The following is a 24,539-nucleotide window of genomic DNA, read 5'->3' as shown; positions in this document are numbered from 1 at the left end:
GTCTGTTTCGTTTACTTCTCTGACATGCTTCACGTTCTTTGCAGACTATCCAGACACCGCTCGGACTTCTCTGCGTATCTCAGCGAGCGAGGCTGGTGACCACCGTTGCCACGCCGGCTGCGACGGCAACCCCGGCCAGTGCCAGTGCAAACAGCCACAAAGCGTGCGGTTCCGGCATCGCCGCTCCGTCCTCGAGCGCCTTCTTCACCTGTAGCCAGCGTCGCATACCTACCAGTGCGGCCGCCGCCGCGAGTGCGATCAGGGTCAGACCGAGAGTCGTGCGAACCCACCCTGTACTCCATTCCGGTACCAACTGGACGACGGCGATGCCTCCGGCCAGCAGGGCGAGTGAGCTACGCATCCAGGCGAGGAAGGTGCGCTCGCTGGCAAGGGTGAAGCGCTCGTCCGGGCGGTTCGGTTCACTCATGCGTGCTCACCTCCGTGCGGTGCCACCAGATCCGGGTCCTGACGCCAGTCGTAGACGACCTCGGTGCGCAGAACGATGTCCTGCAACGAACGTCGTCGTCGATCGACCGCCGACCACAGCAATCCGAAGGCGAAGAGCACGCAGAGCACCGCACGGATGAAGGCCAACGGCCAGCGCACGAGGCGATGCCCGGACGTGATCACCCGCAGCCCCATCACGAGGGACCCGACAGTCCGACCGGTGGTCGCCCAGCAGGCGGTCAGATACGCCACCGAGACACCGAGAAATGCCGTCGTGGACAGGAAGATTCCCGGTTCCGAGAAAGTGAAACTCTGTGGCGAGAAGAGCAGTCGGACGAAGGCGAAGCCCACGTACACGGAACCCATCAGGAGCAGGACGACGCCCAGGTCGATCAGTCCGGCGAGTCCACGGGTGACGATGCCGGCTGGGCCGGAACTCTCCTGGGCCACTAGCGTTCGCCTGCGTTCGTCTTCGGATCGGTCTCTGTCGACGGTTTTTCTGGTGACGGTTTATCTGATGACGGTGCGTTGTCGCGGCCGAAGAGTCGCCCGACGAAGCCGGCGACAGCGTCGTCCGCCTGCATGCCCTGCACTCGAGCTCCGTGCACGGCTTCCGTGGAGAGTGAACCGGTCGATTCACGAATCATCTGGGGCAGGTCGACGCCCTCGATGACCTGGTCGGCGATCTTGACGAGGTCGATGCGGTTGACCTGGCGTTCGAGGTCGACCGTGTCGACTATCCCGTCGAGATCGAGGCGATCGATCACCGCTTTGACGTCGAGGCGGCTTGCGATCTCGTCCACGTCGACCCGGTCGATGATCGGTTCGAGCGAGACCCGTTCGGCAATCTTGTCCACGTCGATGTTCTCGGCGATCTTGTCGATGTCCACGTGGTCGACGACGATCTTGGTGATGTCGACTTCGGACAGAGCAGCGTCGACGACAGCTTTGATCACCGTCCGCAAGGTCGAGTCGGCGAACTCCACGGTCGAGTGCATCGCTTCCGTGCCGCGAGTGGTGACCTGAGTGATCGCGCCGTCGAGTGCGTCACCGACGACAGGGATCCGCTGCACGGAATCAAGTGCGAGACCAGCGGTTCTGCGCGCCGCACCAGCCGTGATCGCGGCCAGCCCGAAGGCCAGCCGAATCACGTCGGATTCGGGGTGGTGCGACTGCGATCCCACGCAATTGTCTCCATCTTCTTATACGACTGTTACCCGGACATTCGTCACTCCTCTTCGCATTGTGCCACTGTTGGAAGGCACAAATACGCTGTCCGGCTTGCGCCTGGGGGAAATATGAAGACACGTCGTTTCACGGTTCGGCTGACGATGGCGGTGGCCATGGCCGCCGGCTTTCTCGGCCTCAGCGCGCCGACCGCGAGCGCGGATTCCGTGGTCAGTCGCATCGACGTCTACTCCCCCTCGATGGACCGCTGGATCGCCAACGACGTGATTTCGCCGGCCGGAGGAGGCCCGGCCCCGACCTTCTATCTGTTGACCGGTGTCGGCGGCGGCGAGGACGGGATCTCGTGGTTCAACAACACCGGAGTTCGTGACTTCTTCGACGACAAACACGTCAACGTGGTCATGCCGGTCGGCGGCAAGTTCAGCATGTACACCGACTGGAACGCCGACGATCCGGTGCTGGGCCGTAACAAGTGGCAGACGTATCTCACCAAGGAACTACCGGCGGCGGTCAACGCTCGGTACAACACGACCGGTGTCAACGCACTCGGTGGTGTGTCGATGGCAGGCGGACCGGTTCTGGACCTCGCGATCCAGTCGCCGGGCACCTACCGCGCAGTCGGCTCGTACAGCGGCTGTCCGCGCGCCGGCGACCCGCTCGGCCAGGCAGCGGTGCGCTCGATGGTCGAGATACTCGGCGGCGGCAACGCTGCCAACATGTGGGGGCCGTGGGGTAGCCCGCAGTGGGCGGCGCACGACCCGTTGATCAACGCCGAGAAACTGCGTGGCACAGCGCTGTTCATCTCGACCGGCAACGGCCTCCCCGGCCCGGTGGACGGAATCAACTCGCTGGCGATGGCCGCCGGCGTCGTTCCCGGCGCGGTCCTCGAAGGCATCACCAACATGTGCACCGCTGCCCTGCAGGGGCGATTCGGTCAGCTCGGCATTCCCGCGACGTTCAGCTTCCGACCCGAAGGCACCCACACCTGGGGGCTCTTCGAAGCCGACATGCGCGCGTCGTGGCCGATGATCGCGGGCGCTATCGGGGCGTGAGCCTCACGGCCCTCCTTACAAGCCATGGCGTCAGGTGAGACTGCGCGCCCAGTCCCGCATCCCGGCGGGGCCAGTGCCGGTGGCGTATTCAGCGAACCACACCCGGGTCACGCCGAGCGTGATCGCGGCACCCATACACATGAGACATGGTTCGAGATTGACCGCCAATGTCAATTCACCGGACGCTCGAGTGAATCCGAGAGCCTCGTCGGCCTGCAAGAGCGCTTGAAGGTCCGCATGGACTACCCGTCGGCCGAGTGCCCGTTCTTGCGTATACGCCCGCCCGAGCACACGGTCGTCGTCGAACACGACTGCGCCGATCGGCATCTCCCCGAGCTCCATGCCCTCACGCGCTACGTCAAGAGCAACCGCAAGGGCATCTCGAGGTGAAAACATCACTCGACACTAATGGACCAAGGCAAACTCACGCTGCCAGTAGTGCGGGTAGTCCCCATTCCTTGGCAAGCAGCTCGTACGAGCGCAGACGATCCTCGTGCCGATGGGTCACCCCGGTGATTACCAATTCGTCCGCTCCGGTGAGCTTCTGCAAACTGTCGAGCCTGTCGGCGACGGTAGACGGTGAACCGACGAACTGCGTGATCAGCCGATCCTCCACCACTGCTTTGTCGGCGTCGGAAAGTGGGAGCGCTGTCGCGGGATCGGGGTACGGGATGGCGCCGTGTCCGCTGCGAATGCTGTGCGTCCAGTGCCCGAACGTAGACGCCAACTCTCTCGCCGTCGCATCGTCTTCCGCAGCAACAACATCCGCGGAGACGACGACATACGGCTCCGACAGAACTGCCGACGGTCGGAATGCTGCACGGTATGCCTCGACGGCATCGAGCGTACTCGAGGGCGCCACATGGTAATTCGCACCGAACGGCAATCCGAGTCGTCCGGCGAGCTCGGCACTGGGGCCCGCACTGCTTCCGAACACCCACAGTTCGACGTCGGCATTCTCGCCGGGACTGGCGTGCAATTCGATGCCGTCGCGGGTTCTGTAGGTACCGTTCAGGAGCGAGCGTATGTCGTCGACCTGCTGCTTGAAATCGGGCGCCTGCGCGCCCGGAAACGCCAATGCCTCGAACGACGCCTGCAACCGCGGTGACGTGAGAAGACCGGTTGGATCGAAGGGTGCCGGGATCACGACGCCGTCGCGTACGACGTTCTCTCGCTTCGATTCTGCCGGCGCAGGCGTTCCGGCAGCGACGGCGCGAAGTGCCTCCACCCGACGCTGTCCGCTGCGCCCGATACCGAGATCGATACGACCCGGATACAACGCTTCGACGGTACCGAAGGCCTCGACCACCTGAGCCGCCGTGTTGTTGCCCAGCAGCACGGCGGCCGAGCCGACACGAATGGTGTTGGTGGCGGCCGCGATCAGCCCGACAAGCACTGCTGGCGACGAAGAGGCAACGCCGACGAAGTGGTGTTCGGCGACCCAGTAACGCTTGTATCCCCACGCTTCGGCAGAACGAGCGAGGTCCAGCGAGTTCCGCAAAGCCTGGCGGGCCGTTCCGCCCTCACTGATCGGCGAGAGGTCGAGTACGGACAGCGGCGCGCTCACCTCGGCCCGCTTTCGGAGCGGGTGTCCGGTGTCTTCTCGCCGGCTTCCACCGCGAACGCCAGGCGGTTCTCGGCGGGGGCCACCGGGCACGTCGCGTAATCGGTGAACGCGCAGGGCAGGTTCGACGCCCGATTGAAATCGAGGACTACCGCGCCACCGGGTTCAGGTGCGCTCACGTGCAGCGAGCGGGCGGCCGGGTAGGTGGACACACCACTGGTCGCGTCGGTGAACAGGATGTGAAAGCCGTTGTCCCTGCCCGCGAACGCAATCAGCGTATGCGTTGCACCGTCGTGTTCGAAGCTGATGGTTCCGCGGGCGTCGTGATGATGCTCGAGGCGCTCGACGACCGCACCCGTCGTCACCGTGCGAGCCTCCTCGAAAGCTGTGAAGACACCCTCGATGCGCCACTGCGGGTTCGGCTCGAAGGTCGGGATACCACTGAACTGCGCCAAAGCCGGGGCCGACGAATCGTGGATCCGCAGAGCCACCTCGCCGGTGCGGCGGATGACCTCGACCAACCGCGCGCCCTGCTTGACGATCAGTCCCGGCGCCCCCTCGATCGGATTCAGAGTGGCTGAACCGTCCACTGCGACTCCGTCGATCGAGAGATCGTCTGCCGCCGTTGCTGTGACGACCACGGCATTCGCGTCGGCGCGCCATGCACCAGGTAGGTCTGCGAAGGTGGAATCGGTGTCCACCAGCCAATGCAACGCAGTCAGGCTCAGCCAGCCGAGGGGTTCGCCGAAGGTGGCGTCGCGCGAGGCGTGCCAGGCATTCCAATCGCCGGTGAAGGTGCTGGTGGAAGTGTCGGTAACGGTCATGATGCGCGGACTCCTTCAGCCTGCTCGTGCGGGTGACGCAGCCCGAGATGGCTGCGCAGGGTGGTTCCTGAGTACTCGGTCCGGAAACTGCCGCGGTCCTGTAGTTCCGGTACGACGGTGTCGATGAACTCGTCGAGGCCCGCGGGGGTGATGTGGGGAACGAGGATGAATCCGTCGCTTGCGTCGCCCTGGACGTAGCTGTCGATCTCGGCAGCGACCTCGGCGGCGCTACCCACGAACTGTTGGCGGGCAGTCACTTCGATGATGAGTTCACGGATGCTGAGGTTTTCGGCCTCGGCCTTGGCACGCCACTGATCTGCGACCGCTCGCGGATCCTTGACGTGGCGGACGCGTCCGCGGGTGATGTTGACGTCGTCCGACGGATCTTCCTTCGGCAACGGGCCGTCGGCGTCGTACTGGGAAAGGTCTCTGCCCCAAACCTGTTCGAGAAAAGCGATGGCAGTCTGGGGTCCGACCTGCTGCCGCCGGATGTGATACGCCTTCTCCTGTGCGTCCGCGGCGTTGTCACCGAGCACGAAGGTGGCGGCGGGGAGAATCTTGAGGTCTGCGTGCGTGCGTCCGTACTTGGCCAGGCGTCCCTTCACGTCGGCGTAGAACGCCTTGCCTGCTTCGAGCGTTCCGTGCCCGGTGAAGATCGCGTCCGCCTTGGCGGCGCCGAACTCGCGTCCTTCGTCGGAATCACCTGCCTGCAACAGAACTGGGTGCCCTTGGGGACTCCGAGGAACTTCGAAGCGTCCGGTGATATCGAACTGCTTACCGGCGTGGTGGAACTGACCGACCTGCTGGTCGGTGGCAAAAACGCCGCGCTCACGGTCGACGATCGGACGATCGATGCTCCAACTGTCCCACAGCGTCCGTACTGCGTCGACCAACTCGTTTGCGCGTGCGTACCGCTCGGAATGCTCCAGATAGCCACCGCGGCGGAAGTTCTCGCCGGTGAAGGCGTCCGAGGAGGTGACCAGGTTCCAGGCGGCGCGGCCGTCGGAGAGATGATCGAGCGTCGAGAACTGCTTGGCCAACTCGTACGGCTCGTTGAACGTGGTGTTGATCGTCCCGGCCAGGCCGAGATGCGTTGTCACACCGGCAACCGCGTTGAGAATACTGAACGTATCCGGGCGGCCGACCACGTCGAGGTCGTGAATCTTGCCCTGATGCTCGCGCAGGCGCAACCCTTCTGCGAGGAAGAAGAAGTCGAACAATCCGCGTTCGGCACTGCGGGCGAGATGCTCGAACGAGCTGAACTCGATCTGGCTCTTGGACGCCGGATCGGTCCACACCGTGGTGTTGTTCACGCCGGGGAAGTGAGCACCCAGGTGAACTTGCTTGCGAATCCTGTTCTGTGTCATCGGTGTTCCTGTTCTTTGCTCGCGCTACGCGAACTGATTGACGGGCAACTCGAAACCCAACCGCTCGCGCAGCGTCGGGCCGGTAGTCGGTCGCGGATTGAGAGTCGGCACCACGTCCGCCGCGATCTTCTCCACTGCGGCAGCCAAAGCCAAGGGACGCAGGACAACACCGTCGACCCCGGCCAGCCCACCGATCTCGCGAAGGAGGACAGTCAGGCCGGCACTGTCACCGCGATAGAACAGCGAGTGCGGGGCGTACGGCGCTCCCGCCCATTCCTCGAGTTCCGCCAGAGCGTCGTCGGCGGCTCCGCGATCAGCGCCGAGAAGCACGTCGACGTCGAGGAGAACCCTGACGCTGCGCCCGAGGGCGGCGGCACTCGCGTGGACCAGCTTGGCCGTAGTTTTGGCCTCGGCGAGATCGGTTGCCGAGATCCGAATCAGATCTCCGCGCGCAACCGCGAGTTCGCGTGCCTCCGGCCTGCTCGCGTCGACGGCGATCAGCGGCTGCCCCTGCGGGGAGCGCGGCGTGATGGACGGCCCTTTGACGGAAAAGTTCTTTCCCTCGAAGTCGATGTAGTGCAGCTTGTCTCGATCGATGAATCGTCCGCTCGCAGCGTCCCGTATCTCGGCGTCGTCCTCCCAGCTGTCCCACAGCCGACTGACCACCTCGACAGCCTCGGACGCTTCCTCCCACGCAGACTCAGGACCCTGCACTGTCTTTCGGCCGAACAACGCCGCCTGCTCGGCGGTGTCGGACACCGCGACCTGCCAACCGGCCCGCCCAGCAGACGAGTAGTCGATACTCGCGACGGCCTTGGAAATGTGGAACGGCTCGGTGTGCGTGACTGTCGCAGTGGGGATCAGACCGATGCGCGAGGTCACGGCACTCAGCCGCGCCGCAGTTGCCACCGCCTCCAATCTCCCGCGCACTGCGTGCCGGCCTTCGGATTGCAGTCCGAACGAGTCAGGGAGGAACGCCAGATCCACCCCACCCCGATCCGCGGTGGTCACCAGGTCCACCCAGTACGACGGTGTGAACAGATCTTCGGCGCGTGAGTCCTCGCGTCGCCAGGAGTACGGATGAGCTCCGGTGCCCTCGAATTCGAGACCGACCAGGAATGCTCCGGAACTACGCTCGGACATGTTCGGCCTTTCGTGTCGAATGATCCCGCCCGGGGATCGCGTCGAGAAGTGTGCGTGTGTACTCGTTTCGGGGATTGTCGAAAATCTCGGTGGTAGTGCCGATTTCGAGCAATCGCCCGGCCTGCATGACGCCGACGACGTCGCTGATCTGGCGAACAACCGCCAGATCGTGGGAAATGAAGAGATAGGTCAAGCCCAGTTCTCGCTGCAACTCGTCGAGTAGCGCCAGAATCTGCGCTTGCACCGAGACGTCGAGAGCGGAGACGGGTTCGTCGAGAACGAGCAGATCCGGCTTCAACGCGAGCGCACGAGCGATCGCCACCCGTTGACGCTGGCCGCCCGAGAGTTCGGCCGGTTTGCGGCTCAGGAACTGCTCGGGAAGTGCAACCTGATCGAGCAACTCTGCCGCACGAGTCTGCTGCTGGCTGCGTCCACCAACCTTGAAGGCCCGCAGCGGCTCCGCAACGATGTCCTGGACCGACAATTTCGGGTCGAGGGATGCATAGGGGTTCTGATACACGAGCTGGATCCTTCGGCGCAGCTCACGCAGGTCGCTGCCCTTGACCTTCGTGATGTCCTGGCCGTCGAAGGAGATGGTGCCGGCATCCGCCTGCTCCAACCGCACGGCGATGCGCGCCGTGGTCGACTTGCCGGAGCCCGACTCCCCCACCAGCGACACCGTCTGACCCCTCGGAACAGTCAGCGACACTTCGTTCACCGCGGTGATCGAACTCCCGCGTCCGACGTTGAAGTGCTTGGTGATTCCCGTCAGGGTCAGCAACGGGCTGGTGTCCTGGCGGACCGGGCGAACGACTGGTCCCGAGGACAGGCTCGGCGCAGAGCTCAGAAGTTTCTTCGTGTACTCGTCTCGCGGGTTGTCCAGAATATCTGCGGTGCGGCCGGATTCGACGATCCTGCCGCCCTGCATCACCAGGATCCGGTCCGCGCGGTCTGCGGCCACACCCAGGTCGTGCGTGATCAGGAGCACGGCGGCACCGGATTCGGCAATCCGCTCGTCGAGATGGTCGAGAATGCGCCGTTGAACCGTGACGTCCAGAGCACTGGTCGGCTCGTCGGCGATTACGAGGGCCGGGTTCGCGACAAGCGCGATACCGATCAGAACTCGTTGCCGCATACCGCCGGAGAGCTCGTGCGGGTACTGGCGTGCTCGGATTTCCGGCCGGTCGATACCCGCGCGCTCGAGCACCTCGACGGCGTCCAACCGGGCTTTGCGACGGTCTGCGAGGCCGTGGATCCGGAGGACTTCTGCAACCTGGTCGCCGATCCTCGTCACCGGGTTGAGCGAGGTCGTCGGATCCTGCGGCACCAAACCGATACGCGCGCCGCGGATTCGCTGCCACGCACGGTCGGAATACGAGTCGATCTGTTCACCCTCGAACTCGACGGTCCCGCCGGTGACGTGGCCACTGCCGGCGAGCAGACCCAATATCGCGTGGGCCGTGGTCGACTTACCGGAACCCGATTCCCCGACCACCGCAACTACTTCGCCCCGACCGACGGTGAAGCTCACGCCGGATACCGCGGGCTCGGCGCCGTAGGCGATCTGTAAGTCGGTGACGGAAAGCAACTGTTCCTCGGTCGTGCTCATCGCCGGTTGTTCCTTTCGATCTCGTGGCCGATACGGTGTGCCGAGATGACCACGGCGACAATCGCGAGACCGGGAAGTGTGGTCATCCACCAGGCATTGGCGAGGAAATTACGTCCCTCGGATACCAGCGATCCCCATTCCGGGGTAGGCGGAACGGCGCCGAATCCCAAGAAGCTCAGAGCCGACACCGCCAGTACTGCCTGCCCGAACTCGACAGCGGACAGCGCGACCACCGGCGCGTAGGAGTTGGGAAGCACGTGCCGACGCAGGACACCGAGCCACTGCACACCCGAACCGAACGCGGCCTCGACGTACTGAGCGCCGCGCACCCGCATCACTTCGGCACGCATCACTCGCGCAAAGTTCGCGACCATGCTGACGCCGACCGCGATGGCGACGTTGATGGTGCCGAAGCCGAGTGCGGTCACCAGTGCCAACGAGAGCAGTAGCGCCGGAATGGACAGCAGCACGTCGACGGTGCGCATCAGCACGGCGTCGACGACGCCACCGACAAAGCCCGCGAGCAAACCGATTATCGATCCCGCCACCAATGCGATTCCGACCGCCACCAAGGTTGCGGTCAGGGACAGCGCGGCGCCGTGCACGAACCGTGTGTACAGGTCACGACCGAGATTGTCGGTTCCGAACCAGTGAGCCAGGCTCGGGCCCTGCAGTTTGTCCGCCGGGACACCGGACAACGGATCGCCGCTGGCAAAGAATCCGGGTGCGACGGCAAAGCCGATGGCAAGCAACACGATCAACACCGGAATCACCAAGCCGGGCTTTCGGATCCAGCCGATGGCCGTGGACTTTCGGCGCGAAACAACAGGTGCCTTCGCCTCGACGGTCGGATCGAGGAGTAGGGGTTCGATCAATGTGTCAGACATGAGCCGGCTCCAGATCGGTCGAGCTTTCGGTATTCGACTTTTCGGTGTGACTCTTCTTCGTCTGGATGATCCGTGGATCTATCAAGGGGTAGAAGAGGTCGACCGCGAGGTTGACGAGCACGAACACGAGAGAGGCGAACACAACGACTCCCTGCACCACAGGGATGTCCTGCGCCATCACCGACGTCTGTGTCAGACGGCCGACGCCCGCGCGGGAGAACACCGTTTCCACAACCACCGAGCCCGCCAGCAGCGTGCCGACCAGCACACCGGCAATGGTGAATGCCGGAATGCTCGCCAGTCGCAACGCGTGACGGGTCTGCACGCGCCAACGGCTTGCGCCCTTGGCGTACGCAGTCTCCACGTGCGGCGAACGTAGCGTCGACTGCAGGCTGGTCGTGAGCACCTGCGCGATCACCGCGCCGGTCGGGATCGCCAAGGTGATCGCCGGAAGAATCACCGTTGCGAATCCCTTGTCTCCGAAAGCGGGGAAGATGTGCAGACGGAACGAGAACAGCTGCAGAAGAATCAGGCCAACCCAGAAGGTAGGCACCGCCACACCCAGCGGCGGCAGCGAGAACAACAGATTCGCGAGCCACCGCTTGCGGGTGTAGGTAGCGAAGAACGCGATCGCCACTCCGAACAACACGGCCAGAACCAAAGCGGTGGTTGCCAAGACCAGAGTGCTCGGCAGCGCCGAGAAGATGGCATCCGTCACCGACTGACCGGTGGAGATGGACGTACCGAAATCGCCGCGAAGAGCATTCGTCAGCGACGTCCAGTACTGCACCCACACCGACTGGTCCAAGCCGTACCGTGCCCGAAGCTGATCGAGCGCAGCCTGATCCACTGCAACACCCTGACCGGACGAGTCGGCAGCCATGCTGACGGGATCACTCGGCAGGAGGAACAGAATCACGAACGAGATGGTGAAGGCGGCCCACAGAACCACAGCGGCCTGGCCCAGTCGGGTGAGTGCGTATCGAGTCATGATTACTTACCCGACAACCATGCGTCGTAGAACTGCAGGCGCGAGGAGGCTTCGAAGTTCAGGTCCTGCACACTCGATCCGGCGCCGATGGCCTGCGAGAGCTCGATGGTGGGGATGGAGAGTCCACGGTCGAGGATCAATTCCTGTGCGGTGGATACCAGTTCGCCGCGTTGGCCGTTGTCCGTGGCTGCAAGCTGGTCTGTGAGTACCTTGTCGAGCTCCGGATCTGCGCCGCGACGGTTCAGGTTGCGGCCTTCGGTGCTGAACGATGCCCGCAAGATGTCGGCGTCCGCGCGAGTGCTGTTGTAATACAGCGAATCGTAATCACCCGATACTCCCTTCTCGGTCCATTCACCGTTCGAGACCAAGTTGAGCTGCAGGTCGACGCCGACCTTCTTGAGCTGCTGCTGCACGAGCTCGAGGATGGCCTGGTTACCCGAGAACACCGGACTGAAGGTGACGCTGAAAGTGAGCTTCTGCCCGTCCTTCTCGCGGATACCGTCGCTGCCGGTCTTCCAACCAGCCGCGTCGAGGAGTTTCGCCGACTTGTCGGCGTCGTACGTCACGACACTGGATTCGTCGCTGTAGAGCGGAGTGGTGTGAGCCAGCGGGCTCGTGGCCGGGAAGAACGACGGATCCAGAACGGTGTCGACGAGTTCTTGGCGGTTGATCGCGGGAATGATGGCCTGACGAACAGCCTGATCAGCGAGAACGCCGCGACTGACGTTGGGCTGGAAGAAGAAGCTCACACCCGGGTTCGGCCTTGTGAGGATTCGTCCACCCGCGCCCTCGATTTGCGGCGCATCCTGCGGAAGCGCATCGCTGACCGCATCGAGCTGGCCGGAGGCCACGCTGCCGGCCCGCACACCGGATTCGGGAACCACCGTGAAGTCGACGCCATCGAGGTACGCCTCGCCCTGATGCGCGACCGCATCCGAGGCCCAGTTGTATCCCGCACGCTTGGCGATCTTGACGCTCTTGTCCTGCTGCCAGTCGGTGTACACGAACGGTCCGGAGGCGATCACCGCTGCACCGGGGCAGCGCTGCTCGGATGCCAGCGCGGTGGTGGAATCGGCGAGGATTCCGAGCTGTGGCGTCGAAGTTGCTTGCAGGAACTGAACATTGGGTCCGGAGAAATTGATCTTCGCCGTGTGAGCATCTACGACGTCGGTACCGGTGTACGAGGACAGGTAACTCTTCGCCAACGACGCGTTCGGTCCCAGGTTCTTGACCGAGTCGAAGGTCTTCTTCACCGAATCCGCCGTCACCGGTGTGCCGTCACTGAAGGTGGCGTCGTCGCGAAGGACGAACGTGAAGCTAGCGGCGTCGGGGCTGATCTCCCAGCTCTTGGCGAGCCACGGGGTGATCTCTCCGGTGTCGGGATTTTGATCGGTAAGCGAATCCACCACTGTCCGAGTGACATACACGGTCTGGTTACTGCCGGCCTGGGCCGGATCGGCGCACGTCGGCGCCTGCGACAGACCGTAGCGAAGGGTTCCGCCGGACTGGGCGGGGCCTGCGTCGGCAGCACTGTCACTCCCGCTGCTGCAGCCGGCGAGGACGGTGCCGAGAACCGAGACAGCACCGATACCGGCGATTACGGTCGCGCGTTTGCGGGCACCGAATGAGGGCGAAGACACCAAGAACTCCTAAAGAGGCATGCCGAAGAGCGCACCCGTCGCCTGAGACGAAAAGGCGATCGAGCACGAATCACTTGTGAGAGAAGAGAAAACAGACTTGTCGACGACTCGCCTGAGTGTGAATGACTGACCGAGGTCAGTTGGTACAGAAAGATCCCGCGGTGCGGCACAGGTCTACGTGACGACGCGACCAGGCGGTATCGAAACCGCCTTCGACTGCCTTCATTTCGTGTTCCTCCATCGGTCCTGGCGGTAGCACCCGCACCCGATCACTCGGGGGGTTGCTGCGACTTCAATGAGCCAGGTCTCTCGGTCGCTCTGGATGGTCGTTCGCAAGTGTACGAGGTCAAACCCGGGTGTTGTCAACCCGGTCGGTAGGAATTGCTGCTCGAGTCACATTTTCGAGGACCCGAAGTTGTTTCTCGAACGGGTGGATGCCCACCTCTTCGGGCGAGAGTGAAGCGTCGTAAAGCGGTGTGTATCCACTGGACAGATACAGCGCGACGGCCTCCGGCTGCCGAGGACCCGTCGTGAGAAACACACGGTTGTATCCACGAAGTTCGATCTCTCGTTCCAACTCGCGAACGACGGCCTTGCCGAGGCCGCGCTTCCGATAGTCGACCGATGTCCAGATTCTCTTCAGTTCGGCAGTGGTGGAATCGAATTGACGAAACGCACCGCCGGCGATCGGCAGACCGTCGTGGGTGAGCACCAGAAGCGCACCCTGCGGATAGGCAAATTCTTCTGCCGGATACGTCGTGAGATCCTCGAGCATCGCTTCGCGAGTCCCGCCGTAACGCGAACTGTATTCGAGTGCCAACTCTGCGATCAGTGGAGCTGCCAGGGGATCGTCCTGCGATACCGAATAGACCTCTACCGCTCCGATACCCTCGAGCTGCCGAGTTCCGAGCTCCAGTGCCACAACACTTTCCTCCATGAATCTGGTCAACGCTCCCCCAGCCTGAAAACTTCCGGAGCGAGGGTGGTTCCGTCGACGAGGTCCGCCACAAGTTCACCCAAGGCCGGACCGAACTTGAACCCATGCCCCGAGAACCCCGCCGCCACTGTGACGGCGCCGACTCGGTCGATGACGAAGTTACTGTCCGGCGTGCTCGTGTACTTGGCAGGTGAGCGACTCGACACGGGTGGAATCGACACCGGGCAACCACGACTCGGCGTACTGGGCCAATCGCCGCTCTCCGTCGACGTCAGGGGTGTAGTCACGGGTCTGCGGAGTCACCACCGGCCCGGTCGCGTGTTCGCCGATCTTGATCCCGTCCTCGGAACCAAGCCCGTAGATCCCCGCGGTCTCCAATTCTGCGCCGGTGTGGTGAACGAAACTCGGCCACTCGACTCCGGGATCGAGCGGTGCGAAGTGTGCTGGTTGTTCCTGTGTCGTGCGCAGTGTCGGCAATACGATCTCGGAGCCGAGACCGCTGTCTGCGATCAGGTCCGCAGTCCACGCACCGGCCGCGATCACGACCTGACGAGCTGCGAGCGTTCCACTGTCCGTCACCACGTCCACGCCGTAGGACGCTCGCGCGAGTGCCAACACCCGAACATCGTGACGGACCTCGGCACCGGCAAACACCGCTCCCGCCTTCAGAGCGGTCACGGCGCGGTCCGCGTGCAACCGGCCTGCGTCGGGATGATGGAGCACCGTGGTGTCGAATCGCAGCCCCGGCCAACGGGCGGACGCCTCGGCAGGGGTGAGGATCTCACCCTTGATGCCCGCCTCGAGAAGTATCTTCGCCTTGGACTGCACGGCCTGCGGCAGGCCGTGATCAACGGCACCGGTGAGTTCCAGGAACCCGATGTCCGTCGTGGTCTCCAACTCCCGCCACAGCGGCAGCGCGTCGGCCGCCAAACCTGTGTACAGGTGATTGTCGTACGCCTGCCGGTAGATGCGCGAAGTACCGTGCGACGCACCGTGCTTGTGCCCCGGCCCGAACTGTTCCAGCTGAACGACGCTACGTCCGCGTGCCGCGAGCCGCCAGGCGGCGGAGGACCCGACGAGTCCTCCGCCGATGACGATCACATCGAAAATCTCACTCATGGACGAGAGCTCACTTGGTCTTCGGAAGGCCGGGCGGGTTGATCAGGGACGTGTCGACGGCTTCGCTGGTGATGTTCCAGCGCTCGAGGATCTGCTGGTACGTGCCGTTCTCGATCGTGTGGTTGATCGCGTCGTTGATCGCCTTGATCAGGCCGTTGTCCTTCTTCACCAGCACCGCGATCTGCCCCTGCAGGGTGTCGCCGGCCCCGGAGAACTCACCGACAACCTCGGTCTCCCCCGACTGCTTGGCGTGGAACTGCGACGACGGGTTCGGGCCGAAGTAGGCGTCGATCCGGCCGGACTGCAGCGGGAGGTAGTAGTCGGTGGTGTTCTGGTAGTAGGAGATGTCGGTAGGCGCCAGGCCGGCCGCGACGTTATGCTCACTCCACTTGACCAGCAGCGCTTCCTGATTGGTGCCCGAGGAGACGGCGATCTTCTTGCCCGCGACGTCCTTGGGTTCCTTGATGGAGATTCCGGCACCCTTCTTGGCTTCGAAGGCGAGGGTGTCGAGACGGTAGGTCGCGAAGTCGTACTTCTCCTTACGCTCCTCTGTGACAGTCACATTGGAGAGGAAGGCGTCGGCCTCACCGGAGTCGATCCGGACGAAGTTCTGTGCCCAATCTGCTGTCTGCAGGTCGACCTTCAAGCCGAGAACGTCACCGATCAGATAGGCGAAGTCGGTCTCGGAACCGATGAGGGTGGTGTCGTCGTCGGCGTAGAAACGGAGCGGCGGAGCGGAACCGGCACTACCGGTGACGCGCAGCGTGCCACGATCGCGGATGTCCTGAGGTAGCTCGGCGGCGATGGAATCCACCTTGTCGGTGCTGATGCGGTTCTGATCGGCCGTGAGGTTGTAACCCGCAGCAGCGGTGACCTGGGCGCCGTCGGACTCGGCGTCCGCGCTGCTGCATGCAGCGCTGAGCAATCCGACGGTGGCAAGCGCCGAGATCAGAAAAGTCGCGCGACGGGATGTGGAGAACATCAATTTTTCCTTCCGGGAATGAGTCTGGGTCGCGTCAGAGGACGCGGGAGAGAAAGGCTTTGGTCCGTTCGTGGACCGGATTGTCGATCACCTGCGAAGGCGGGCCCTGTTCGACGATGACGCCGCCGTCCATGAAGACCGCAGTGTCCGCCACTTCCCGAGCAAATCCGACCTCGTGTGTGACGATCACCAAGGTGGCGCCGTCACGGGCCAGCTGAGCCAGGACTTCGAGAACCTCGCCCACCAGTTCCGGGTCGAGCGCCGACGTCGGCTCGTCGAAGAGAATGACCGCCGGCCGCAGTGCCAGCGCTCGCGCTATCGCGACGCGCTGTTGCTGGCCACCGGAGAGTTGGCGGGGATACTCGTCCGCCTTGTCCCCCACTCCCACTCGCTCGAGCAGTGCGCGGGCCTCGCGGTACACCTCGTCACGATCACGCTTCTGGGCCGAGAGCGGCGCTTCCACCACGTTTTCCAACGCGGTCAGGTGCGGAAACAGGTTGAAGTTCTGGAACACGAATCCGATGTGCGAACGCTGTTTCAGGATCTCGCGGTCACGCAGTTCGTGGAGTCGATTTCCCTTGCGCCGGTATCCGATCAGCTCTCCGTCGATCCGTACGGTTCCGCGGTCGACTTTTTCGAGGTGATTGAGGGTTCGCAGCAAGGTGGACTTACCGGAACCCGACGGACCGAGAATGACGGTCACTTCGCCCTTGCGGACCAGGAGATCAACGCCGGCAAGTACTTCCAGCGTGCCGAAGGACTTGTGAATTCCGCGCGCTTCGACGGCATACACCGTCTCTTCGGCCAGTTCTGCGGTCATCGGGTCGCACCTCTCGGAATATCGAGACGCGCATCGCGAATCTCTTCGAACTTCTTGCGCGCCTTCTGTACCGGAGTCAACGGAAGAGCACGGGCGGATCCTCGTGCATAGTGGCGCTCCACGTAGTACTGACCGATCGAGAGCAACGTCGTGAGGATGATGTACCAGATCGTGGCGACCATCAGCAGGGGCACGACTCGTCCGTTGCGTCCGAAGATGACCTGCACCTGGTAGAACAGTTCGGCGATTGCCATGGTGGAGACGATCGACGTTCCCTTGAAGAGTCCGATGACCTCGTTGGCGGCGTTGGGGAGGATCGCCCGCATTGCCTGCGGGAGAACGATCTTGAAGAACTGGCGACTGCGCGGAATGCCGAGCGAGTGAGCAGCTTCGATCTGACCGTGATCCACCGAGATGATTCCGGAGCGAATGATCTCGGCCGAGTATGCAGCCTGGTGCAGCGCCAAACCGATGACTGCCGCGGTGAATCCGCCGATCACACCGCTGACCTGGAAGGTGAAGAACTCGGGACCGAAAGGTATTCCGAGAGAAAGTGTCTGGTACAGGTAAGTGATGTTGAACCAGAAGAGCAACTGCACGATGAGTGGAATCGAGCGGAAGGCCCAGATGTAGGTCCAGGCGATCACCTGCAGGACCGGATTCTTCGACAACCGACCGAGTGCCAGGAAAACACCGAGACCGAACCCGAGGATCGTCCCCCACAGGGTCAGTTTGATCGTCATCCACAACGCGGCGAGCACTGATTTCGCGGTGAAGTACTGCGCGAACGTCGGCCAGTCCCAGCCGGGGTTGACGACGAGCCCGTGGATGAACTGAGCAAGCAGGACCAGCACGACCGCACTGATCACCCAGCGCAGCGGGTGCCAGGTGCGAGCGACGACAAGCTCCGAGTCGGGAAGTTGCGACTCGGACACCGACTTTTCGGGGCGGACATCGGTGGGCGCGCTCACGGCGCGCTACCTGACGGAGTGGACATCACGAATAGACCTTTCGGGGAAATGGGAACGCAGCTGTGTCCTCGAGTTGGTGCGCTCGAGTTGCGAAGACGACGAGAGTTCGGTCAGCGACAGTGACACGAAGCGGTGCGGCACAGATCGATGTGACGTCGCTTGTGCGCAGCGTGCGAAGTGGTACCCATGTGATGCCTTCCATCGGTCCTGGCGGTAGCACCCGCTCCCGATCACTCGGGGGGTTGCTGCGACGTCGACGAGCCAGGTCTCTCGGTCGCTCTGGATGGTGAGCAAAGACTAGACGCGAAATGTCGAGTCGTCAAATGTTGTATTTCCCTGCACTGCAAGGGAAATGAAGTGTCTACGATGTTGAAATCGCATTGATTTCAACGGTGTCCGAAGCCGCGTTCGGCGTGTTGAATGGAGCGTTCGAATGAAGACCGGGACCGCCGTCCGGACTGACTTTTCCTCTGCCGTACCGTCTGCGGAGTGAGTGGACTCGACGCTTTCTTCATCTTGTTGGCCGGTATCGGCGCGGGCGCGATCAACGCCGTGGTCGGCAGTGGAACGCTGATCACGTTTCCCACCCTGGTCGCCTTCGGCATGCCGCCCGTGACCGCAACCATGTCCAACGCGGTCGGGCTCGTCGCCGGCGGAGTTTCGGGTACCTGGGGCTACCGACGTGAGCTGTCCGGACAGTGGGACCGACTGAAGTGGCAGATTCCGGCGTCCCTCGCCGGAGCACTACTCGGTTCGTGGTTGCTCATGCACCTACCCGAGAAACTGTTCGAGACCATCGTTCCGGTGCTCTTGGTCCTCGCTCTCGCGCTCGTCCTCCTCCAACCACGCATCCAGGCGTGGGCCAAGAAGCGTTCCACCGAAGAAACGACGCTGTCCACCAAGAGGCTGATGCTCCTGACCGCCGGCACTTTTGCAGTCGGCATTTACGGCGGATACTTCACTGCCGCGCAGGGCATCCTTCTCATCGGTGTGATGGGTGCCATCCTCCCGGAAACCCTCCAGCGCATGAACGGCGCGAAGAACCTGCTGTCGCTGCTCGTCAACATCGTTGCAGCAGGGATGTACATCACTCTGGCATTCGATCAGATCAATTGGGCAGCAGCCGGTTTGATCGCCGTCGGCTCACTCGGTGGTGGCGTTCTCGGTGCCCGCTACGGACGGCGCCTGTCCCCCACTGCATTGCGCTACACGATTGTCGTCGTCGGCCTGATCGGACTGTGGCGCCTTCTCGCTTGACCGCCCACATCGGGCGCCACCCGCACATACTGGAGTAATGACCAGTACAGAAGATCAGACCGGTTGGACCTACCTCATGGACATGGACGGGGTTCTCGTCCACGAGGAGCACTTGATACCTGGAGCGGACACGTTCCTGGCAGAGCTGGCGTCGAACGACATCCCGTACATGGTGCTCACCAACAACTCCATCCGCACCCCGCGTGACCTGCGAGCACGCCTGCTCAATTCGGGACTCGACATCCCGGAGAAGTCGATCTGGACGTCAGCGCTCGCAACCGCGACGTTCCTGGCCAACCAGCGGCCGGGCGGCAGCGCCTACGTGGTCGGCGAATCGGGCCTGACCACTGCCCTGCACGACATCGGTTACGTGCTGACGGACAGCGACCCCGACTACGTCGTCCTCGGCGAGACGCGAACGTACTCCTTCGAGGCAATCACCACCGCCATTCGCCTGGTCGAGCGTGGATCGCGGTTCATCGCCACCAACCCGGACGCCACTGGACCGTCGCGAGACGGCTCGCTGCCGGCCACCGGCTCTGTCGCGGCACTCATCACCAAGGCAACCGGACGCGATCCCTACTACGTCGGCAAGCCCAACGCCTTGATGATGCGCTCAGCCCTGCGGTCCATCGGCGCTCATTCCGCCAATACGTTGATGATCGGCGACCGCATGGACACCGACATCGTCTGTGGCCTCGAAGCCGGACTGCAGACGATTCTGGTGATGACCGGGATCTCGACCCGCGCGTCGGTAGAGCTCTATCCCTACCGCCCGACCATCGTCCTCGAGTCGGTCGCCGATCTTGTGGGAACAACAACCGATCCATTCCGTAGCAACACAAACAATTGATTCAAATTGCAAAACAAAACCGAAACTCGGTAATTAACTGGTAAAAAACAGCAGATTTGCCAGGTTCCGACTCGTCCGCTTTGTCCAACTGAACAAACCAGCGGTTTTATTCGCACCAAACTTACAAACGAGTAGTTAGACGCAGGTCAAAGATCATTTCGACACCGAGTGACAGTTGGACTCCAGTCGTAAAATTGATTTTTCGAAAAGTGGTAACGAATCGTTTGCCGTGTCTGATACTCATGTCTGAATGGCCCCATTTCGGGTCCCAGACATGAAATGAGATTTTCATGAAGAAGCAGACCAAGGGTGCGATCGCTGCTGCGGCGGCCGGTGCCCTCCTCCTCGGCGGTGCCGGCTCGCTCGCAGTCTGGAGCGATTCGGCCGACGTCAGTGGCGGCGGGCCCGTCACGTCCGGCGCCCTCGACCTGAGCTCTTGCGCACCGGTCGGTGGCGGGTGGAACTCCCTCAACCCGACGAAGACCGCGATCACCAACATCTCGGCTTACCGAATAGTCACCACCGAGAGCATCGAATACACCTGCGACGTCACTGTGACCGCAGTGGGCGATCGTCTCGCGGCTGTTCTGACCGCTGATACGGCCGGAATCGTTCCGGGTGCGAACAGCGCCGAGCTTGCCGCTGCTGTCGTGCCCGTGACGACAATCAAGGACACTGGCGGCAACCCGATTTCGCAGATCACCAAAGCCCAGAACGGAACGATCGTCCACGTCGGAGTCCGGCTGAACTTCAACGAGGTGGCCAATCAGGTCGCGCAGAACCAGTCGCTGAACTTGTCGGCGATGAAGTTGGTCGTCACTCAGACAGCACTGACACCGGCCCCGTAATTTCATGAGGAAAAAGGTCTGGGGAGCGATCGCAGTCGCGGTGGCTGCTGTAGCGGTGTTTGCATCGTCACAGCAGTCGCTCGCGCTGTGGTCCGATTCGGCGAGCGCGAATGGCGGTACGGCGACAGCCGCCAGCGTCAACCTCACGGTTGGTACAACTGCCGGAACCAGTGCGGCGTACACCCTGGCGAACTTGACGACGGCCGCGACGCCCGTTGTCCCGGGAAACACGGTGCAAGCACCGCTCACCGTCAAGAATTCGGGGACTGATCCTCTGCAATGGCGAATGCAGTCGACGACCGCACTTACGGGATTCACGTTGACCACTTACGGAGTCGCCAACGAAGGCGCCTGCCCTGCCGGCGTCAACACCGCGGCTCCGGCAGTGACCCCACTGACGTCCGGATCGATGGATGCATCGCTGCAGTACCCGGTTTCACCGGCGTACATGCCGAGTCCACTGGTCTCAGGCGGTACGTACATTCTGTGCTTGCGACTCACGGTAGGCGTCGGGGCGGTCTCAGGTGCAACAAGCACCACGACCTTGACCTTCCAGGCAGGTCCGGTATGACAAAACACTCCACGAAGCGCACCGATCGCACCGGCCCACTCTGGTGGATCACCTCTATCGTCAGTTGGACACTGCTGCTGGCAATTTCGGCAGTCATCGTCGCAACGATTGTCGTTCCCTTCTTTGCCGGAGCACAGCGCTTCACGATTCTGACCGGTTCGATGCGCCCGACGTACAACCCTGGATCACTGGTAGTGGTCAAACCTGTCGATCCGTCCGAACTGGGGATCGGTACACCTATTACGTACCAGCTGGAATCGGGTCAGCCGACCGTCGTCACGCACCGGATCATCGCCACAAGTGAAAACCAGAAGGGTGAAAGAACTTTCATCACCCAGGGCGATGCGAACGGTGAGCCTGACGAGAAGGAAGTGCGGCCGGTGCAGATCCGGGGAAAGGTCTGGTACAGCCTGCCTTATCTCGGTTACGTGAACACCTGGCTGACGGGAGAGCAGCGCACCGTGATCGTGGTGATCGTAGTGACCGCTCTACTGCTGTACGCGTCGTACATGATGATCAGCGGCATCCGTGACGGCCGGAAGGAGCGAGCTCGAGCCCGATTGGCTCCTGACCCTGCAACTTTCGCGCCCGCAGACTCCGCCCAGATCGAGAAAGGCCAGCACGATGCCCTCGCGCCCTGACCGTCCGGCCCATCGGATTCGTCACCTGTTGACCAGCACGCGTTTTCGCGCGCTGCTCGCGCTGGGGATGGTGCTTGGTGTCGGCGGAGTGACCACGCTCGCGGCCTGGACGTCTTCCGCCACGGCAACCTCGGGCAACATCACGACGGGTTCTATCAATCTGCAGTTGAACAGCACCGCCCAGCCCACCCTGACCAAGTCCCTGAATTTCAGTGAGCTTGGCAAGTCCGGAATGATTCCCGGTGATTCGAACACCGCTCTGATCAAGGTCAACAACCTGGGCACAGCGGCAACTGTCCCACTGAAGTACACGATCACGTCTACGAGTAGCGGTGCGTTGACGACTTCTCTACGAATGACGGTTTCCTCCAACGGAACTGTTGCCAACAAGTGCACTGACGGCGCCAACGTTGTGTCCTCGCTCGCGCTGACACTCACCGCGAATCAAGCCATCGGTAGCCCCGACCGCCCACTGGCGGTCGGGGCTACCGAGAATTTATGTGTCTCGGTGCAGCTTCCGACAACACCGACACCGCCGACGAACAGCACGTCGAACATCGTCCTGACCTTCACGGCAAAGGTGTGATGGCAATGGCTCGACACACGAAAAAACATGCAAAGGCCTCGATGCAGAACCGGGTACGGGAAGTCCTGCTCAGCCTGGGAGCCCTCGCAGGCTTGGTATCCATCATCATTTTCATCGCCGGTCTGGCTTTCGGTATCACCCCGCTGATCTTTCGGAGTGGATCGATGTCACCCACGATCGATACCGGTGCTCTCGCATTCGCGCGCACCGTGCCTGCTTCGGAAGTGCTGGTCGGTGACATCGTCAGCGTCTCCGACAGCCAAGGCAAGCGCATCACCCATCGTGTGGAATCAATAGATCAGCAGGGCAACAACCTTGCCGTCGCACAACTGCGTGGTGATGCAAATCCGATCGCCGATCCCGATCCCTACGTCATCACCGAAGCCGATCGCGTCTTCTTCAGCATCAACCGCCTCGGATACGTGGCAGTCTGGCTGTCCGGACCGAGTGGGCTTGTGCTTGGTGCGATTGCCGTCGGCGGGCTCCTGTACATCGCGTTCCGTCGACGTGAGGCTTCCGACGCGGAGGAACCTCAGCGGGATCGTCAGGACATACGCGGCGACTCCCATGCCCTCAAGGCCATCGTCGCCTTGGCTACGGTCGGTCTCACGGTGGTCGGTGTGTCCGAGATCGGTGGTACCAAGGCGGGGTACACCGACACAGCCGCGGCAACAAGCATTCAGTTCGGCACTGCTGCAACCTTTCCCACGTCGCCAAGCACAGCCAGTTGCGCGGTGAATTTTGCGCTCGTTGTTCCGGTCGCAGTAACGATCACTTGGCCCGCGACTGTCGGAAGCTCATACCGCCTCATCGCTCGCGACGCCAGCGGAAACCTTTTGGGGTCGAACGACTACACCGCAACGTCTACTACAGGCTCCATGAGATACGGCTCGGGCGGTACAACAGTCGCGTTCCCGCTCATAGTCGGCACCTACAACATCGAAATCCATGGACTGAGCGGCACGTCGGTCACGCCGTCGTACTCCGGCTACCAATTCAGCATTCTCGTCGGCCTGCTCTACTCGTGTGGCGGTCCGATCAGCGGGACATCTGCTCTCAGTCGATCGGCAGCGCCGGCACTGGCGGCAGACGCTCCGAGCACTCCTACTACGGCCGTCACTTCCACGACCGCCTCATCCACCACGCCCACCACGACATTGGCGCCGGCTGTGACAACCACCAGCACAACTGCACCGTCGACAACCACCAGCACAACTGCACCGTCGACAACCACCTCGTCACCGGCTACAACTACGGCGCCCCAGACGACGACCGCTACAACGACAACGACAACGACAACGGTGCCACCAACTACGACCACCCCGAGCGAGGTTCCCGTCGACGCCCCGGCGACCACGACCGGTCTCAGCGCCCAGAAGCTCTCGACTGCCAGCGGAACGGTTGTGTCCGTGTCGAATTCATCGGGCGCTGAGGTATATCGAGGTCCCGTTGACAGCGACGCTGTCCTGCATTGGCTCACCGGTACCGATCAGCTATACGTAATCACCCCTTCCGGAGTCACCGTCATCGACACGTCAACGGGAGTCTGGGCCGAATCTCCTACCCCGAGCGAACTTCCGGACGAAATCAAGGCACTGGTGCCGTGATGAAGAAGACGACGAAGGCTGCAATGGCAGTCGCCGCGGCCGGAGCTGTATTGCTCGGCGGCTCGGGCACATTGGCGAAGTGGACCGACAGTGCGACCCTGACAAGCGCCGCTGTCCAGTCCGGGACCCTGGATCTGGGAGCATGCGTGACCACGAACGGCGGGGGCTGGTATTCGCAGGTCTACGTCAACGCGCCCACCAATCCGAATCCACTCGTATATATCCCGGACATCACTACCTACCGGCTCAAGCCCGGATTCAACTACACGTATTTCTGCGATTCGAAGGTGATGGCCACCGGCCCACGTCTGAAAGCGAACGTGACAGTCGACAAGACCAAGTTGAGCGGCGGGCTCGCAGCCGCCAACATCGACCTTCGCACGTACGTCACGGATCAGAGCAACAATCTGCTGTACGACAGCACAGCACCGACGCCGAACCTCATCGCGGTCACGTCGGCCCTGAACAACACCAATCTGACGGCGCAGGTGTTGTTCACGATCTACCCCACCGACACGACAAGCTCAGGTCTCACACTGAATACGACGGCGTTGACGATCGACGTCAAACAACTGGGTCTCACGCCCGCACCGTAGAACGCCTTGCCGTCGGAAGTTCGAGGCAAGGCGCTCCAG

At 62.5% G+C, this 24,539-nt stretch carries 27 protein-coding genes, 1 pseudogene and 2 riboswitches; of the genes and pseudogenes, 9 read left to right on the top strand and 19 right to left on the bottom strand.

The features are described from left to right. Nucleotides 1-79 precede the first annotated feature (79 nt). The 3 genes from ACVZUB_RS07345 to ACVZUB_RS07335 are packed head-to-tail and all read right to left on the bottom strand — an operon-like array spanning nt 80 to nt 1,631. Nucleotides 80-427, bottom strand: a complete 348-nt coding sequence (locus ACVZUB_RS07345; protein WP_003944317.1) for a YidH family protein — start codon at nt 425-427, stop codon at nt 80-82. Beyond that, nucleotides 424-897: an RDD family protein gene (locus ACVZUB_RS07340; protein WP_003944375.1), complete on the bottom strand. Its 474-nt coding sequence runs from the start codon at nt 895-897 to the stop codon at nt 424-426. The genes ACVZUB_RS07345 and ACVZUB_RS07340 overlap by 4 nt, the downstream gene beginning before the upstream one ends. Next, nucleotides 897-1,631 carry a hypothetical protein gene (locus ACVZUB_RS07335; RefSeq protein WP_003944326.1) on the bottom strand — a complete coding sequence of 245 codons (735 nt, stop codon included), beginning with the start codon at nt 1,629-1,631 and terminating at the stop codon, nt 897-899. The genes ACVZUB_RS07340 and ACVZUB_RS07335 overlap by 1 nt, the downstream gene beginning before the upstream one ends. Nucleotides 1,632-1,745: 114 nt before the next feature. Between ACVZUB_RS07335 and ACVZUB_RS07330 the strand changes: the two genes are divergently transcribed. Beyond that, nucleotides 1,746-2,687, top strand: a complete 942-nt coding sequence (locus ACVZUB_RS07330) for an alpha/beta hydrolase (protein WP_003944347.1) — start codon at nt 1,746-1,748, stop codon at nt 2,685-2,687. A gap of 30 nt (nt 2,688-2,717) precedes the next feature. On the opposite strand, the gene ACVZUB_RS07325 is transcribed toward ACVZUB_RS07330, so the two are convergent. From ACVZUB_RS07325 to ACVZUB_RS07250, 16 genes and pseudogenes are all read right to left on the bottom strand, one after another. Next, nucleotides 2,718-3,083 carry a nucleoside deaminase gene (locus tag ACVZUB_RS07325; RefSeq protein WP_075832552.1) on the bottom strand — a complete coding sequence of 122 codons (366 nt, stop codon included), beginning with the start codon at nt 3,081-3,083 and terminating at the stop codon, nt 2,718-2,720. A 28-nt stretch (nt 3,084-3,111) separates the two neighbouring features. Further along, nucleotides 3,112-4,254 (bottom strand): LLM class flavin-dependent oxidoreductase, encoded by a 1,143-nt coding sequence (locus tag ACVZUB_RS07320; protein ID WP_063314815.1) that lies wholly within the window; start codon nt 4,252-4,254, stop codon nt 3,112-3,114. Further along, on the bottom strand, nt 4,251-5,075 hold the full coding sequence (locus ACVZUB_RS07315) for a DUF1684 domain-containing protein (RefSeq protein WP_209448440.1): 825 nt from the start codon (nt 5,073-5,075) through the stop codon (nt 4,251-4,253). Before ACVZUB_RS07315 ends, ACVZUB_RS07320 begins: the two co-directional genes overlap by 4 nt. Continuing rightward, nucleotides 5,072-6,442 (bottom strand): NtaA/DmoA family FMN-dependent monooxygenase, encoded by a 1,371-nt coding sequence (locus tag ACVZUB_RS07310; RefSeq protein ID WP_058038522.1) that lies wholly within the window; start codon nt 6,440-6,442, stop codon nt 5,072-5,074. The genes ACVZUB_RS07315 and ACVZUB_RS07310 overlap by 4 nt, the downstream gene beginning before the upstream one ends. 24 nt (nt 6,443-6,466) lie before the next feature. After that, a complete protein-coding gene (locus ACVZUB_RS07305; RefSeq protein ID WP_209448439.1) occupies nt 6,467-7,585 on the bottom strand; it encodes an LLM class flavin-dependent oxidoreductase in 1,119 nt (372 codons plus the stop codon). Then, entirely contained in the window at nt 7,572-9,194 is a 1,623-nt protein-coding gene (locus tag ACVZUB_RS07300) for an ABC transporter ATP-binding protein (protein WP_333831565.1), read from the bottom strand. The genes ACVZUB_RS07305 and ACVZUB_RS07300 overlap by 14 nt, the downstream gene beginning before the upstream one ends. Beyond that, nucleotides 9,191-10,081, bottom strand: a complete 891-nt coding sequence (locus ACVZUB_RS07295) for an ABC transporter permease (protein ID WP_482628268.1) — start codon at nt 10,079-10,081, stop codon at nt 9,191-9,193. The genes ACVZUB_RS07300 and ACVZUB_RS07295 overlap by 4 nt, the downstream gene beginning before the upstream one ends. Beyond that, nucleotides 10,074-11,072: an ABC transporter permease gene (locus tag ACVZUB_RS07290; RefSeq protein WP_210378170.1), complete on the bottom strand. Its 999-nt coding sequence runs from the start codon at nt 11,070-11,072 to the stop codon at nt 10,074-10,076. Before ACVZUB_RS07290 ends, ACVZUB_RS07295 begins: the two co-directional genes overlap by 8 nt. 2 nt (nt 11,073-11,074) lie before the next feature. Further along, nucleotides 11,075-12,712, bottom strand: a complete 1,638-nt coding sequence (locus ACVZUB_RS07285) for an ABC transporter substrate-binding protein (RefSeq protein WP_003944291.1) — start codon at nt 12,710-12,712, stop codon at nt 11,075-11,077. A 136-nt stretch (nt 12,713-12,848) separates the two neighbouring features. Next, the gene (locus ACVZUB_RS07280) at nt 12,849-12,938 is read right to left on the bottom strand and encodes a putative leader peptide (protein ID WP_310504006.1); all 90 of its coding nucleotides are present in this window, start codon (nt 12,936-12,938) and stop codon (nt 12,849-12,851) included. A gap of 8 nt (nt 12,939-12,946) precedes the next feature. Beyond that, nucleotides 12,947-13,041: riboswitch (SAM riboswitch) on the bottom strand. Nucleotides 13,042-13,058: 17 nt separating this feature from the next. Then, nucleotides 13,059-13,649 (bottom strand): GNAT family N-acetyltransferase, encoded by a 591-nt coding sequence (locus ACVZUB_RS07275; protein WP_050768581.1) that lies wholly within the window; start codon nt 13,647-13,649, stop codon nt 13,059-13,061. An 8-nt stretch (nt 13,650-13,657) separates the two neighbouring features. Next, nucleotides 13,658-14,768, bottom strand: a pseudogene (locus ACVZUB_RS07270) (FAD-dependent oxidoreductase). Nucleotides 14,769-14,778: 10 nt separating this feature from the next. Next, nucleotides 14,779-15,750: an ABC transporter substrate-binding protein gene (locus ACVZUB_RS07265; RefSeq protein WP_209448436.1), complete on the bottom strand. Its 972-nt coding sequence runs from the start codon at nt 15,748-15,750 to the stop codon at nt 14,779-14,781. Between the two features lie 34 nt (nt 15,751-15,784). Further along, nucleotides 15,785-16,570, bottom strand: coding sequence for an amino acid ABC transporter ATP-binding protein (locus ACVZUB_RS07260; RefSeq protein WP_020968833.1), 786 nt, complete (start codon nt 16,568-16,570; stop codon nt 15,785-15,787). Then, nucleotides 16,567-17,541 (bottom strand): amino acid ABC transporter permease, encoded by a 975-nt coding sequence (locus tag ACVZUB_RS07255; RefSeq protein WP_003944440.1) that lies wholly within the window; start codon nt 17,539-17,541, stop codon nt 16,567-16,569. Before ACVZUB_RS07255 ends, ACVZUB_RS07260 begins: the two co-directional genes overlap by 4 nt. A 110-nt stretch (nt 17,542-17,651) precedes the next feature. After that, nucleotides 17,652-17,729 carry a putative leader peptide gene (locus ACVZUB_RS07250; RefSeq protein WP_350318888.1) on the bottom strand — a complete coding sequence of 26 codons (78 nt, stop codon included), beginning with the start codon at nt 17,727-17,729 and terminating at the stop codon, nt 17,652-17,654. Between the two features lie 7 nt (nt 17,730-17,736). Further along, a riboswitch (SAM riboswitch) is annotated at nt 17,737-17,831 on the bottom strand. Between the two features lie 199 nt (nt 17,832-18,030). On the opposite strand from ACVZUB_RS07250, the gene ACVZUB_RS07245 reads away from it, so the two are divergent. The 8 genes from ACVZUB_RS07245 to ACVZUB_RS07210 all read left to right on the top strand — a co-directional run bounded on the left by ACVZUB_RS07245 (nt 18,031) and on the right by ACVZUB_RS07210 (nt 24,500). Then, entirely contained in the window at nt 18,031-18,798 is a 768-nt protein-coding gene (locus ACVZUB_RS07245) for a sulfite exporter TauE/SafE family protein (RefSeq protein ID WP_003944404.1), read from the top strand. A gap of 37 nt (nt 18,799-18,835) precedes the next feature. Next, nucleotides 18,836-19,651, top strand: coding sequence for an HAD-IIA family hydrolase (locus ACVZUB_RS07240; protein ID WP_003944345.1), 816 nt, complete (start codon nt 18,836-18,838; stop codon nt 19,649-19,651). Between the two features lie 290 nt (nt 19,652-19,941). Beyond that, the gene (locus tag ACVZUB_RS07235) at nt 19,942-20,499 is read left to right on the top strand and encodes an alternate-type signal peptide domain-containing protein (protein ID WP_047269467.1); all 558 of its coding nucleotides are present in this window, start codon (nt 19,942-19,944) and stop codon (nt 20,497-20,499) included. 4 nt (nt 20,500-20,503) lie between these two features. Continuing rightward, nucleotides 20,504-21,070, top strand: coding sequence for a hypothetical protein (locus tag ACVZUB_RS07230; RefSeq protein WP_075832540.1), 567 nt, complete (start codon nt 20,504-20,506; stop codon nt 21,068-21,070). Continuing rightward, nucleotides 21,067-21,711, top strand: coding sequence for a signal peptidase I (locus ACVZUB_RS07225; RefSeq protein ID WP_063314823.1), 645 nt, complete (start codon nt 21,067-21,069; stop codon nt 21,709-21,711). The genes ACVZUB_RS07230 and ACVZUB_RS07225 overlap by 4 nt, the downstream gene beginning before the upstream one ends. Continuing rightward, nucleotides 21,695-22,297 carry a SipW-dependent-type signal peptide-containing protein gene (locus ACVZUB_RS07220; RefSeq protein WP_063314824.1) on the top strand — a complete coding sequence of 201 codons (603 nt, stop codon included), beginning with the start codon at nt 21,695-21,697 and terminating at the stop codon, nt 22,295-22,297. The genes ACVZUB_RS07225 and ACVZUB_RS07220 overlap by 17 nt, the downstream gene beginning before the upstream one ends. 5 nt (nt 22,298-22,302) lie before the next feature. Next, nucleotides 22,303-23,904: a signal peptidase I gene (locus ACVZUB_RS07215; protein WP_482628267.1), complete on the top strand. Its 1,602-nt coding sequence runs from the start codon at nt 22,303-22,305 to the stop codon at nt 23,902-23,904. After that, nucleotides 23,904-24,500: an alternate-type signal peptide domain-containing protein gene (locus ACVZUB_RS07210; RefSeq protein ID WP_054782213.1), complete on the top strand. Its 597-nt coding sequence runs from the start codon at nt 23,904-23,906 to the stop codon at nt 24,498-24,500. Before ACVZUB_RS07215 ends, ACVZUB_RS07210 begins: the two co-directional genes overlap by 1 nt. Nucleotides 24,501-24,539 lie beyond the last annotated feature (39 nt).

Source organism: Rhodococcus sp. OS5 (genome assembly GCF_056837585.1).
The sequence above is the reverse complement of the archived record's forward strand: the minus strand, read 5'-3'. Positions and strand labels throughout refer to the sequence as shown.